This is a genomic window from Enterobacter sp. A103 (assembly GCF_034427535.1).
Lineage (GTDB): Bacteria > Pseudomonadota > Gammaproteobacteria > Enterobacterales > Enterobacteriaceae > Enterobacter > Enterobacter asburiae_B.
In genome coordinates, this window is sequence record NZ_JAXQPQ010000003.1 from 229724 (window position 1) to 242570 (window position 12847).

Below are 12847 nucleotides of genomic sequence, written 5' to 3' on the forward strand. Positions count from 1 at the left end.
TAGTAGTTTTATATATTGCGAATAAACACACGGGCAAAATGGACAACCTAAAGTCATGCATTGAACAGTTAATTTATCCACACCCGGTGTTAAACACTGAGTTAAATATAGATCACTCTCACAGAGCCGCTTTCAGAATTGGGTAAAAAACGCGCGAATAGCGTGAAATTGCGTTGAATTAAGAACATTCCGCAAGGGATTAATAAGACAGGAATTAAAGAAGAGCACGGCGGCAGCCGTGCTCTGAGAGGGATTAGTGCTCGCGGGTTTTACGGAACTGAACGTCAGGGTAACGTTCCTGCGTCAGGTTCAGGTTCACCATCGTTGGCGCGATATAGGTCAGGTTATCGCCGCCATCCAGCGCCAGCTGAATTTCGTTCTTACGCTTAAATTCTTCGAATTTCTTCACGTCAGAACACTCAACCCAGCGCGCGGTCGCGACGTTCACAGACTCGTAAATCGCTTCCACGTTGTACTCGCTCTTCAGACGCGCGACAACCACGTCGAACTGCAGCACGCCGACCGCGCCCACGATCAGGTCGTTGTTCGCGATTGGGCGGAACACCTGCACGGCGCCCTCTTCGGAGAGCTGAACCAGGCCTTTCAGCAGCTGTTTCTGCTTCAGCGGATCGCGCAGACGGATACGACGGAACAGCTCCGGTGCGAAGTTCGGAATACCGGTGAACTTCATCATTTCACCCTGGGTGAAGGTATCGCCGATCTGAATCGTGCCGTGGTTGTGCAGACCGATGATGTCGCCCGGATACGCCTCTTCAACGTGCGAACGGTCGCCCGCCATAAAGGTCAGGGCGTCGGAGATCACCACGTCTTTACCGGTACGCACCTGACGCAGCTTCATGCCCTTTTCATACTTACCGGACACCACGCGCATAAACGCCACGCGGTCGCGGTGTTTCGGGTCCATGTTGGCCTGAATTTTGAACACGAAGCCGGTGAATTTCTCTTCCTGCGCTTCCACTTCACGGGTGTCGGTTTTACGCGGCATCGGGCGCGGCGCCCACGCCACCAGACCGTCCAGCATGTGGTCAACGCCGAAGTTACCCAGCGCGGTACCGAAGAAGACCGGGGTAATTTCACCGCTAAGGAACAGCTCTTTGTCGAATTCGTGAGACGCGCCTTTGACCAGCTCCAGCTCGTCGCGCAGCTGCGCGGCCAGCTCTTCGCCGACTGCCACGTCCAGCTCAGGGTTATCCAGACCTTTCACCACGCGAACTTCCTGAATGGTGTGGCCTTTACCGGTCTGATACAGGTAGGTTTCGTCTTTATAGAGGTGATACACCCCTTTGAACAGCTTGCCGCAGCCAATTGGCCAGGTGATTGGCGCACAGGCGATTTTCAGCTCGCTTTCCACTTCGTCCATCACCTCCATCGGGTCACGGATGTCGCGGTCGAGTTTGTTCATGAAGGTGAGGATCGGCGTATCGCGCAGACGGGTAACTTCCATCAGCTTACGGGTCCGGTCTTCTACACCTTTCGCGGCGTCGATCACCATCAGACAGCAGTCCACCGCCGTCAGGGTACGGTAGGTATCTTCGGAGAAGTCTTCGTGGCCCGGGGTGTCCAGCAGGTTCACGAGGCAGTCGTGATACGGGAACTGCATCACTGAGGTGGTAATCGAAATACCACGCTGCTTTTCCATCTCCATCCAGTCAGATTTTGCATGCTGGCTGGAGCCACGGCCTTTAACGGTACCGGCAGTCTGGATCGCCTGTCCGAACAGCAACACCTTCTCAGTGATGGTCGTTTTACCGGCATCCGGGTGCGAGATAATGGCAAAAGTGCGGCGCTTGGCCACCTCTTGCAGATAAGGAGACAACGTCATAATTAAATCTTCTTTTATAAGCGCGGCAGCACGCCACGCATCATGGAATACAAAATTGCGGCTATTTTACCCATCAATGGGGGGCAGGCAATCATTGTTTACACAGGAGTTGCTCCAGTTCGTTCAACGACGTCACGGTCCAGGTCGGCTCGATGCCTTCAGGCTTCACGCGGCCATGCGCGTTGAGCCAGACGGTCGACAAACCTGACTTCATGCCGCCCAGGATATCTGACTCTGCCGTATCACCCACCATCAGGACGCGATCGCGGTCGGGATTACCGGCCTGCGCCAGCGCGTAATCGAAAATACGCGGATCCGGTTTAGGTACGCCCACCTCTTCCGAGATCACCAGCGCATCGAAATGATCGCGCAGGCCGGTGCGCTCGAGGCGGATCTGCTGCAGGGCGGTAAAACCGTTGGTGATGATCCCCAGTTTCACCTTCCCTTTCAACGCATTCAGCAGGGAAACCGCACCCGGCAGTGGCGCACAGATATCGGCCATCGCGTTCAGGAAGGCATCATTCAGCGTTCCCGGACTGACCTTTAAGCGTTCCGCCCAGACGTCAAAACGCTGGTGCTGAAGCTGTAACGCGGTGATGGCACCGTTCTGGTAATCCACCCACAGCGGCTTGTTTACCGCCTGATAGTCCTGAAAATCTTCAGCGGTGAAGGTCACGCTATAGTCGAGAAACATCCGCTGCAGGCCGCCGAACGAGTCAAACGTAAACAGCGTTTCGTCGGCATCAAAGAAAATCCAGTCCCATTTCATCGTTACAACCTTATATTCGTTATCCAATCGGCAGAGCCATTATGATGGCGTCTTCACGTCCCTCTGCGGTGGGGTAGTAGTTACGGCGGACCGTCGCCTCGTTAAAGCCTAAGCTTTCATAGAGCGCGATGGCGGCGACATTCGATGCGCGCACCTCCAGCCACAGGGTGAAAACGTCACGGGTTTCGAGCTCACGAATGAGGTGCTCGAGCAGTTCTCTTCCCAGCCCACGGCGCTGGAACGCGGGATCAACCGCAATATTAAACAGCGTCGCTTCATCAAGAACAACCTGCGTGATCGCGAAGGCGGCCATGGTGCCGTCAACGTCCAGACGGAAGTTCAGATACCGTTCGCCCTGATTGCTGGCGAAGGTTTTTTCGCTCCACGGAAAGGCGTGGGCGCGTGTTTCAATCGCAAACGCTGTGGTCAGGTCAGGCGTCGTGAGGGAAGAAATCGTGTTCATATTCGCAGATTTGTTGCCATAGCGCGCTGCGCGCTTTTGGGTTGGCTTTCAGTTCGTCCAGCGCTGGCGAGCAGATCTGGCTCCCCTGGAGGGGGATCTCGTTTGTCTCTCCGATACGCCAGCTGTTACAGCGGCTATCAGGAGGAAGCATCGCGACACGCTCTGGCGTCAGCTGTAAAACCTGGTCGGCCGTCATCTTCAGGCTGCGAAGGACATCATCGATCAGGGGTTCATTCAGGGCAGGCAGTTCTTCCGCCACCATCACCAGACGAACGTGCGCAGGGATGGAAATGGCGATTTCGCCCTGCAACGCCGTCGGGCGACGCAAAGCCCACTGGGTAATGCCCAGCTGCTGCAACTGCCAGTCTCGTCGGGATGTCATAGGGAAAACTCCTGTCTCTCAGGCGCGCAAATATAGCAAATGTGTCGAAAGTGCGCCATCTACCTACTATAATCCCCGCCTGAGTTTATTGAGGAACAATTCATGTCTGCATTTACCCCGGCAAGTGAAGTCTTGCTGCGTCACAGTGATGATTTCGAAGAAAGCCGTATTCTGTTTGCCGGAGATATGCAGGATGACCTGCCTGCGCGTTTCGACTGTGCTGAAAGCCGTGCCCATACCCAATACTACCACCACTGGCAGGTGCTGAGCCGCCAGATGGGCGAGCGCGCGCGCTTTAGCCTGGTGGCGGAGCAGAGCGATATCGCCGACTGCGATACGCTGATCTACTACTGGCCGAAGAATAAACCGGAAGCCCAGTTTCAGCTGATGAACCTGCTCTCCCTGCTGCCGGTCGGCTGCGATATTTTCGTGGTGGGTGAGAACCGCAGCGGCGTGCGTAGCGCTGAACAGATGCTGGAAGGCTACGCACCGCTGAATAAAGTCGACAGCGCACGCCGCTGTGGTCTGTATCATGGCCGTCTGGAAAAACAGACAACGTTCGATCCACAGGCATACTGGGACGAGTACCAGCTTGACGGCTTGACCATCAAAACCCTGCCGGGCGTATTCAGCCGCGACGCGCTGGATACGGGCAGCAAGCTGCTGCTCTCCACCCTGACGCCGCACACCAAAGGCAAAGTGCTGGACGTGGGCTGCGGCGCGGGCGTGCTCTCTACCGTGCTCGCCAGCCATTCACCCAAAGTGCGCTTAACCCTCTGTGACGTGAGCGCCCCGGCTGTTGAAGCCAGCCGCGCAACGCTTGCCGCAAACGGCATTGAAGGCGAGGTGATTGCCAGCAACGTCTTCTCCGACGTCACCGGTCGCTTCGACATGATTATCTCCAACCCGCCGTTCCACGACGGCATGGAGACCAGCCTTGAAGCGGCACAAACGCTGATCCGCGGCGCAACCCGTCATCTGAACAGCGGCGGCGAGCTGCGTATTGTCGCGAACGCCTTCCTGGCGTACCCGAAAGTGCTGGACGAAACCTTCGGCTTCCACGAAGTGATCGCCCAGACCGGCCGCTTTAAGGTCTACCGTACCGTCATGACGCGCCAGGCCAAAAAGTAATCTCCGCTCCAGCAGGCCGGATAAGCACAAGCGCCATCCGGCTCCGCATGGCGCCTGCATCGGCCATTTTTGCAGCAATCAAGGCGTCGCGCGCACTTTTCTGTTGACGTAAAGCTGAAAACATCTAGAATGCGCCTCCGTGGTTACGATACTTTTACAGTATCGATGGTATGCGAAGGTGGCGGAATTGGTAGACGCGCTAGCTTCAGGTGTTAGTGTCCTTACGGATGTGGGGGTTCGAGTCCCCCCCCTCGCACCATAAATCACAATGATATTGCTCGCACTGGGCGAAGGTGGCGGAATTGGTAGACGCGCTAGCTTCAGGTGTTAGTGTCCTTACGGATGTGGGGGTTCGAGTCCCCCCCCTCGCACCAACGAGGCGATATCAACAATAGTAAGATGACTGTGCGAAGGTGGCGGAATTGGTAGACGCGCTAGCTTCAGGTGTTAGTGTCCTTAGGATGTGGGGGTTCGAGTCCCCCCCCTCGCACCAATTATCTTACATCCCTTCTGAAGTTCCCCTTGTTTTTCCCTGTTATTTCAAACTCATCAGTATCACCAGAATTCCACTGACCAGTGCTACGCATGATGGCAGTAAAACAAAGTGGCGAAGCTGCTTATGCCAGATCATGCCTGACGTGACTAACAGGCCTGACACAATGATCGCTTTCCAGGTATCAAGGGAGAGATCGGCAAACATCAACCCGCCGAGAATGGCTCCCGGTAGCAATACCCCCCAACCACTGCCAAGCGCCCTGTTCAACATGATCTGCCCTCTCGCAACGATAATGATAACCAATATCATATGACACAAGTTATCATTTGTCAGCTGAATGAATCAAAATCCATCGACCTTTACCTTTCCCGTAATGACAGGAATTGCCTAAGGTGATAAATTGCACACCTGTTAACAACATCTAAAGATTTTCTGATAATTACTCTTTGAGTTTTTTGCATGTTTTATTGCGAAACAGAACCTACTTATTTGTTTTAATTAAATTTTAATAAAAACGCACGACTATGACATCACAATCCTGGCGGTCTTTGGTTCACAGAAAATATCAATTGTCGTTACGTTTATTTTTATTTCTGAACGCAACTTCGGCAGTGTTCTCGGTAACAAATCCGCTCAATTCTGTACGCCTGTTATCTGCCCCACTTATTGCTATTTTCTCCATCAGCACCGGCCTGTTCGTCTGGCACTGGAGAAAGCGCGCACGGAAGATAAATATTCCCGTTGTTTCAGGGATCTTCGGTATTTTGTGGGCCTGGCAAATTGAGTCTAAATTCGCCTTAATTCCCCACGACCACGCGACGTATTTGTTAATCGCTCTATTAACGGTACTTTTTATCGGAACGCTGGCATTCGCGAGTAATATCAAAGCATTTACGCTGCACTCATTGCCCACCTTTATTGTCTGCCTGTGGCTAAGCGATCACGATATATGGCTGAGAATGACCTATTCTTTCGCACTTCCTGTGGTGGCAATTGCTATACATAACATTTTGCAAACGCGTAACGATCGTTTCGCTCAGGAATTGCTCTCGCGCCTGTTGGAAGAGCGAGAAACCCTTACCGATCTCAGCATGATGGACCCGCTTACCGGGCTCTATAATCGTCGCGGTCTGCAAAGCCGTCTGGAGAACCTGCCGACGGTAGAAAATGGCGAGCACTTTGTCCTACTGATGGATATCGATCACTTCAAAGCCTATAACGATCACTATGGCCATATGATGGGCGATCAGGCGCTGAAGCGCGTCTCTGCGGCAATCCGCGACGCCGTGCGTTCTCGCGATATTGTGGCGCGTTTTGGCGGAGAAGAGTTCATGGTGCTGCTGACCAATATTTCACTCGAACATGCTCGCCAGACGGCCGAGCGGATCCGTCAGAAAGTCTACGATTTGAAAATCCCGCATCTGTTTAACGAGAGCGTCGCGACAAACGTCACCATCAGCATTGGTATTGCCATTTTCGAGGATGAAGACGTGGAAGGCGCGCTGGAAAAAGCGGACAAAGCCCTCTACGAAGCAAAGCATATGGGGCGCAATAACATTCTGTTAAGTGAAGAGCTGCAGACGGCATAAACATCACGGCGGTGTCTTAAAGACAAAAGTCTTGCCATTGATATGAGCAATAGTTAGGATTGGCAATCATTATCATTTAGATTTCTATCTATACTATGGCTACGCATACCGCACACATCGTCGAGCCCCTCCTCTGGCGAGCGCCCCTCACCAGCGGGAATGCTTCGCTTGCTGATGCCATACGGGAAAAGATTGCGGAGACGCGCGCCCACCTGCTGGACTTTATCCGCCTTGATGAAGCGCACCCGAACCACGCCATGACGCTCTCAGAGTGGCGTCAACCGACAAAACTGCAGTCGCTGCTGGCCACCTATTCCGACCATATCTATCGCAATCAGCCCACTCTTACGCGGGAAAATAAACCACTGCTCTCTCTTTGGGCGCAGTGGTATATCGGCCTGATGGTGCCTCCCCTCATGCTGGCGCTGTTAACCCAGAAGAGCATGCTGGAACTTTCGCCGGATAATTTCCACGTCGAGTTTCACGAAACCGGGCGCGCAGCCTGTTTCTGGATTGATCTGCACGAAGACCAGAACGCGGAACGCCTGACGGCTCAGGAACGCATGGAGCAGCTTATAACCCAGGCCCTGATCCCGGTGGTGGAAGTGCTTGAAGCGACGGGAGAGATTAACGCGAAGCTTATCTGGAGCAATACGGGCTATTTAATCCACTGGTATTTAACGGAAATGAAGCCTCTGCTTGGTGATGAGAACGTTGATGCCCTGCGTCAGTCCTGCTTCTTTGCAAAACAGCTTTCCGATGGCCGCGACAACCCGTTATTCCGTACCGTCGTGCTCCGTGATGGGCTTCTGGTTCGCCGCACCTGCTGCCAGCGCTACCGCCTGCCGGACGTTAAGCAGTGCGGGGATTGCACGCTGAAGTAGTCGGCCCCGGCCTGATGCCCTCAACCTGCCCCCTTTCCCACAGGGAGAGGGAACAAACACTAAAAACGGCAACCTGAGTTGCCGTTTTGCTTTAACCTAAGCCACCTGCTGATTGTCCTCTTCCGCGTTACGCTGTGCCTCTTCCGCTTCCTGCTCCAGCAGCTGTTTCTCGTACACTTTGAAGAACGGGAAGTAGATGATTGCCGATACGCAGGCCAGAACCACAACCAGAATAGCCGCGCGGAAATCCCAGCCCAGAGCCCACGCAGCGCCTATTGGCGCCGGTGCCGTCCAGGGAACCACTGAGATGACGCGGCCAATCAGGTCAAACGTCATCGCCGCCCAGGCCAGCACGGCATTTACCATCGGTGCCAGCAGGAACGGAATAAAGAACACCGGGTTCATAACGATTGGCGTACCGAAGATAACGGGTTCATTGATGTTAAAGAAGCTGGGTACCACGCTCAAACGCCCGATAGAGCGTAAATGCGCTGAACGGCTACGCAAATAGCAAATCACCAGCCCCATCGTGGCGCCCGACCCGCCAATCACGATAAAGAACGTCCAGAACGCCTCCATAAAAATATGCGGCAGAGGCTGGCTGGCGGCCAGCGCGGTCTGGTTAGCGCCCAGGTTGGTCAGCCAGAACATCTGCAGCATCCCGGAGACGATGGCGGCGCCGTGGATCCCGGCGAACCACAGCAGATGGCCAATCAACACGGCCAGCAGGATCGCAGGCAGGGAATCCGCTGCGGAAACCAGAGGTTTAAAGACCGACATAATGGCCTGCGGGATCAGCATGCCGAACTGAGACTGAATGAGCAGGCTCAGAGGATAAAGCGTCAACACCACTACCAGCACCGGGATGAGCAGATCAAAAGAGTTTTTGATCATCGGAGGTACCTGGTCTGGCAGGCGAATACCGATGTTATGCGCCTTGAGGAAACGCATCATCTCAACGCAGTAGATCGCCACCAGGATCGCGGTAAAAATCCCCGTCCCACCCAGGCTATCGACAGGCAGCGTGCCTTTGGTTTTCGGTGCCGCGACCAGCAGAAACGCCATCAGCGACAGCATGGCGCACATAAACGGGTCTAACTGGTGTGATTTGACATAGTGTTTGCCAAGGTTATAGGCGATGGCCGCACAGATATAAATGGACATAATGCCCATCGTCATATCAAACGGCGTCAGGATCTGGCCTTCAAACTGCTTCGCCATATCCAGCCAGGCTCGGGCGAACCCCCAGGTGGTATCCGGCGAAAACGGCGGGTATGCGAACACTAACAAAAATGAACCCACAATCATAAATGGCATCGCGGAGATAAACCCATCACGGATAGCCATGACATGACGCTGGGAAGAGATCCGCCCGGCAATCGGGCTCACGTAATTTTCAACAAAACGGAATATCAGGTTAAACGCAGCATGGTTGGCAGACATGGCAGATCTCCTGTCAGACGTTTGTTACGGGCACATTTGCGCCGCACGTTGTTCCATAAATCACCTTCACAACCTTGCTGGCTTGTGTACCAGTGGTACTGCTCAGACGGAATGGTTTCATAATTTGCTCTTATTATTGGATACAGGGGACGTTACGTACTCAGTATTAATCGACGCATCACGCTCTGCAACCGGTTACTGTAACCGGTTTCCGTGATTGTGAAGAGGATCCAGAAATCAGCCGTTCGGGATATTTGTTACTGAAGAGATATTTACAGAGCATAAATTCTTATGACAGATTACGCAGGATATTTGTCAGGAGGAAACAATGAGTTTGCAGTCTGTACAGCAGTTTTTTGCCGACAACGCGCCGGATATAGACGTTATTGAACTTAGCCAGAGTACTGCTACCGTTGCGTTGGCTGCTGCCGCCCATCGTGTTGAACCGGGACAAATCGCCAAGACCTTATCATTAAAGGTGAAAAATGAGGTGATACTGGTGGTGGCGAAAGGCGATGCGCGCCTGGATAACAAAAAGCTGAAAGATACGTTTGGTGCAAAAGCGCGCATGCTCAGCAGTGATGAAGTGGTGACCATCACCGGTCACCCCGTTGGCGGCGTGTGCCCGTTCGGCCTGGAAAACCCGCTCGCGGTTTACTGCGATATCTCATTAAAGCAGTACGCCGAAGTTCTGCCCGCAGCAGGTGCAATTCATAGTGCCGTGCGTATTTCACCTGACAGAATGGCAGAGCTGACTTCCGCAAAATGGGTTGATGTTTGCATCTGATTGATGCGCCAGAGCCTGTCTGGCGCTCATCAGGCAGGTTATAAAAAAGTCGGCTTGCTGAGTATCGAACTTCGCGGTTCTCTTACCGAAAGGTGGGTAATAATATCCGCCGCATCGAGCAGCCCTACGTCAGAGTTCACCCCCAGCTTCACCATCGCATTAAACTTATGCGCCCGGATGGTCTTAATATTGCGTTCAAGCTGTGCCGCGATTTGAGGAATGGAATAGCCGCAAGACATATAACGCAATATTGCCCGTTCCGTTGGGCTTAACATTCTGCTTTGACTCTGGTACCAGTGATTCATCATATTGTCATTGATGCGTAGGGTTTCGCTCAGCAACACCATGAGTTCCTTCTGCAGAAGCTCAAGCTTCAGCGATTTACTGACCACACCGTGAAGGCGTGACGGGGAAAGATGGCTAATCAATCTTGCTTCCATCTCATCAGCGACCAGGATAATGCGCTGGATATGGCCATGCGTAAAGGCAAAATCCCGCAGGTGCGCCAGGCAGCTACGACGGTCGTCTCGCGCATCGGAATATGAATAGATCAGCGAGAAAAAATTGACGTGCTGAAGTGCTTTCTGAAAGCTGTCAAATTCACTAAACAGATGCAGTTGATAATGATTCAGGCCGGGCAGCGCAAAAAGATGCTGTAGCCCAACAGCACTCATCGTGCAATTTTCAACGATGGCGATATGTCTTGTTGAATCGGTTTTTTCCATTCCTCGAACTCTCCATAGGCTGACATCAAACTCAGCTCTCGCATTCCCTGTGTACTGTTTATCCAGGCGTACATATCGGCATTACTGCGTAATGACAGCCGTCGCATCGCACTGTTTTTCTGCGCACTGACGGTTTTATTGCTCTTCTTAAGCAATGTGGCGATTTGGTTAATCCCCCATCCTTTACCCAACAGTCGCAAAACTTTGCGTTCGGAGTGCGTAAGCGCGATAACCTGTTCGTCTTCTTCCCCCGTACTTTGAGGTTCCGGGGTTAACAACGTCTGGCTTACCCGCTCTGCGCGTTGGCTACCTGCCCGAATAGCGTTCACCAGGCCTTCAATGGGTTCCATATCAGAAAGCAACGTACTTTCCGGGCGCACAAGTAGCTCAACGGCAATAGGGTTAAGCGGCCGCGAAACTAAAAAGATCCAGTGAATGTTCCGGTATTGATTCAATAAATTGAAATACTCTTCGAGCGCGCCCCGAGGATTCCAGTATTCGCCTGTAATATCGGCAATGATGACGTCAGCGCGGCGTAGCTGGAGCAGTGTTAACTCCTGCAATGAGCTGCAATAGGTCAATTCAAAATCGGGGAAATGGCGAGTCATTACGCTCCCCAACCCGTTTTGCATGACCGGTATCCGGCTAATGATAACGCTATGCTTACCGTGCAAAGACAACATAGACCCTCCGTGTCCATTCTTCATGTGATGAGTAACGTTAAAATGCATCAACGTATGAGTATTTTCGTCCCTGAGTGTAAAGCAGGTTAATACAAGCAGAAGATGAGATGTTTTCTTAGTTTAAGAAATACCTAAACAGCAGTAATATCTCACAAAGCGAAATTAAATTTAATTGCAGTGTCATTAAAATAACTACAATATAAAATTAGAATAACTAAATATATATAACTTATCTTTCAATAATTATAATTCACCAGAATGATGAATTAATCCCAACCCCTTCCGCACGTAGGGGCTGCAACTGTTTGCATAAACCTTGATCTGGCCCACAGCAAGAGGCACTGCACTTTGTGCTAAAAGTAATCGCTATGGGCCAACCGGCAACTTTCCACCTTCTTCAGGACAATACATGCAGGCAGATCGGTCAACGCAGCGTGCTATCACGCGGCTATGTATTCAGTGCGGTCTTTTTCTGCTCCAGCACGGCGCGGAAAGCGCGCTGGTTGAGGAGCTTTCCACCCGGCTGGGACTGGCGCTGGGTATGGATAGCGTTGAAAGCGCTATTTCATCTAACGCCATCGTGCTGACCACGATCAAAGACGGCCAGTGCCTGACCTCCACCCGCAAAAACCATGATCGCGGCATTAACATGCATGTCGTGACCGAAGTGCAGCACATCGTCATCCTTGCTGAACATAAGCTTCTCGATCTTCGGGAGATTGAAAAACGGTTCTGCCAAATTAAGCCATTGCGTTATCCGCGCTGGCTTGTCGTGGTGATGGTAGGGCTGTCTTGCGCCTGCTTTTGTAAGCTCAACAAAGGCGGCTGGGACGGCGCGATCGTCACCTTTTTCGCCAGCAGTATCGCCATGTATGTTCGCCAGCTGCTGACGCACCGGCAGCTGCATCCGCAAATTAACTTCTGCATTACCGCGTTTGTCGCCACCACGGTTTCCGGCCTGCTGCTGCGCCTGCCGCAGTTTGCCACTACCCCGACGATTGCCATGGCCGCCAGCGTGCTTCTGCTTGTTCCGGGCTTTCCGTTGATTAACGCCGTCGCCGACATGTTTAAAGGACACATCAATACCGGTCTGGCACGCTGGGCTATTGCCAGCCTGCTGACGCTGGCGACCTGCATCGGCGTTGTGATGGCCATGACACTCTGGGGGTTACGCGGATGGGCGTGATAGATTTTCTGCTGGCGCTGGCACAGGACATGCTTCTGGCCGCCATTCCTGCCGTCGGCTTTGCGATGGTGTTTAACGTTCCGCAACGCGCTCTGCGATGGTGTGCGCTGCTGGGCGCGATTGGTCATGGCTCGCGAATGGTGATGATGACCGCAGGATTTAACATCGAATGGTCGACATTTATGGCCTCCATGCTGGTCGGCAGTATCGGCATCCAGTGGTCGCGCTGGTATCTGGCGCATCCCAAGGTGTTCACCGTCGCCGCCGTGATCCCAATGTTCCCCGGCATATCTGCCTATACGGCGATGATTTCCGCGGTGAAAATCAGCCATTTTGGCTACACCGAGCCGCAGATGATCCTCCTCCTGAGCAACTTTCTTAAGGCCTCGTCCATCGTCGGCGCGCTCTCCATCGGGCTGTCGATCCCCGGGCTGTGGCTGTACCGCAAACGCCCACGCGTTTGATA

Annotated in this window: 14 protein-coding genes and 3 tRNA genes; 9 read left to right on the plus strand and 8 right to left on the minus strand. The window is 53.0% G+C overall.

Going from position 1 to position 12847, the window contains the following annotated elements; all coding sequences use genetic code 11:
* Positions 1 to 253: 253 nt before the first annotated feature.
* The 4 genes from prfC to SPH27_RS11465 all read right to left on the minus strand — a co-directional run bounded on the left by prfC (position 254) and on the right by SPH27_RS11465 (position 3457).
* Complete coding sequence (gene prfC / locus SPH27_RS11450) at positions 254 to 1843, minus strand: peptide chain release factor 3 (protein ID WP_182071492.1); 1590 nt, start codon at positions 1841 to 1843, stop codon at positions 254 to 256.
* A 91-nt stretch (positions 1844 to 1934) separates the two neighbouring features.
* Positions 1935 to 2612 (minus strand): pyrimidine 5'-nucleotidase, encoded by a 678-nt coding sequence (gene yjjG, locus SPH27_RS11455; RefSeq protein ID WP_023310313.1) that lies wholly within the window; start codon positions 2610 to 2612, stop codon positions 1935 to 1937.
* Positions 2613 to 2631: 19 nt separating this feature from the next.
* Entirely contained in the window at positions 2632 to 3075 is a 444-nt protein-coding gene (rimI, locus tag SPH27_RS11460; protein ID WP_033144573.1) for a ribosomal protein S18-alanine N-acetyltransferase, read from the minus strand.
* On the minus strand, positions 3044 to 3457 hold the full coding sequence (locus SPH27_RS11465; RefSeq protein WP_033144572.1) for a DNA polymerase III subunit psi: 414 nt from the start codon (positions 3455 to 3457) through the stop codon (positions 3044 to 3046). Before SPH27_RS11465 ends, rimI begins: the two co-directional genes overlap by 32 nt.
* 102 nt (positions 3458 to 3559) lie before the next feature.
* Here SPH27_RS11465 and rsmC point away from each other — a divergent pair, with 102 nt between their 5' ends.
* From rsmC to SPH27_RS11485, 4 genes are all read left to right on the plus strand, one after another.
* The gene (gene rsmC / locus SPH27_RS11470; protein ID WP_029740018.1) at positions 3560 to 4588 is read left to right on the plus strand and encodes a 16S rRNA (guanine(1207)-N(2))-methyltransferase RsmC; all 1029 of its coding nucleotides are present in this window, start codon (positions 3560 to 3562) and stop codon (positions 4586 to 4588) included.
* A 172-nt stretch (positions 4589 to 4760) separates the two neighbouring features.
* A tRNA-Leu gene (locus tag SPH27_RS11475) sits at positions 4761 to 4847 on the plus strand.
* 28 nt (positions 4848 to 4875) lie between these two features.
* A tRNA-Leu gene (locus tag SPH27_RS11480) sits at positions 4876 to 4962 on the plus strand.
* 33 nt (positions 4963 to 4995) lie between these two features.
* A tRNA-Leu gene (locus SPH27_RS11485) sits at positions 4996 to 5081 on the plus strand.
* 42 nt (positions 5082 to 5123) lie between these two features.
* Here the strand turns inward: SPH27_RS11485 and SPH27_RS11490 are convergent.
* Positions 5124 to 5393, minus strand: coding sequence for a DUF1435 domain-containing protein (locus SPH27_RS11490; RefSeq protein WP_039260915.1), 270 nt, complete (start codon positions 5391 to 5393; stop codon positions 5124 to 5126).
* Positions 5394 to 5608: 215 nt separating this feature from the next.
* Between SPH27_RS11490 and SPH27_RS11495 the strand changes: the two genes are divergently transcribed.
* Positions 5609 to 6673, plus strand: a complete 1065-nt coding sequence (locus tag SPH27_RS11495) for a GGDEF domain-containing protein (protein ID WP_039260916.1) — start codon at positions 5609 to 5611, stop codon at positions 6671 to 6673.
* Positions 6674 to 6768: 95 nt separating this feature from the next.
* Positions 6769 to 7557: a siderophore-iron reductase FhuF gene (fhuF, locus tag SPH27_RS11500; RefSeq protein ID WP_048978967.1), complete on the plus strand. Its 789-nt coding sequence runs from the start codon at positions 6769 to 6771 to the stop codon at positions 7555 to 7557.
* Between the two features lie 96 nt (positions 7558 to 7653).
* On the opposite strand, the gene SPH27_RS11505 is transcribed toward fhuF, so the two are convergent.
* Positions 7654 to 9000 (minus strand): PTS sugar transporter subunit IIC, encoded by a 1347-nt coding sequence (locus tag SPH27_RS11505; protein ID WP_023310306.1) that lies wholly within the window; start codon positions 8998 to 9000, stop codon positions 7654 to 7656.
* A 328-nt stretch (positions 9001 to 9328) separates the two neighbouring features.
* Here SPH27_RS11505 and SPH27_RS11510 point away from each other — a divergent pair, with 328 nt between their 5' ends.
* On the plus strand, positions 9329 to 9787 hold the full coding sequence (locus SPH27_RS11510) for a YbaK/EbsC family protein (RefSeq protein WP_008502085.1): 459 nt from the start codon (positions 9329 to 9331) through the stop codon (positions 9785 to 9787).
* Between the two features lie 38 nt (positions 9788 to 9825).
* On the opposite strand, the gene bglJ is transcribed toward SPH27_RS11510, so the two are convergent.
* Positions 9826 to 10461: a DNA-binding transcriptional activator BglJ gene (bglJ, locus tag SPH27_RS11515; protein ID WP_207168181.1), complete on the minus strand. Its 636-nt coding sequence runs from the start codon at positions 10459 to 10461 to the stop codon at positions 9826 to 9828.
* The gene (locus SPH27_RS11520) at positions 10458 to 11195 is read right to left on the minus strand and encodes a helix-turn-helix transcriptional regulator (protein WP_182072982.1); all 738 of its coding nucleotides are present in this window, start codon (positions 11193 to 11195) and stop codon (positions 10458 to 10460) included. Before SPH27_RS11520 ends, bglJ begins: the two co-directional genes overlap by 4 nt.
* A gap of 409 nt (positions 11196 to 11604) precedes the next feature.
* On the opposite strand from SPH27_RS11520, the gene SPH27_RS11525 reads away from it, so the two are divergent.
* Together SPH27_RS11525 and SPH27_RS11530 are read left to right on the plus strand one after the other, a co-directional pair.
* Positions 11605 to 12381, plus strand: coding sequence for a threonine/serine ThrE exporter family protein (locus SPH27_RS11525; RefSeq protein WP_182072981.1), 777 nt, complete (start codon positions 11605 to 11607; stop codon positions 12379 to 12381).
* Positions 12372 to 12845, plus strand: a complete 474-nt coding sequence (locus SPH27_RS11530; RefSeq protein ID WP_023310302.1) for a threonine/serine exporter — start codon at positions 12372 to 12374, stop codon at positions 12843 to 12845. The genes SPH27_RS11525 and SPH27_RS11530 overlap by 10 nt, the downstream gene beginning before the upstream one ends.
* Positions 12846 to 12847: the final 2 nt, after the last annotated feature.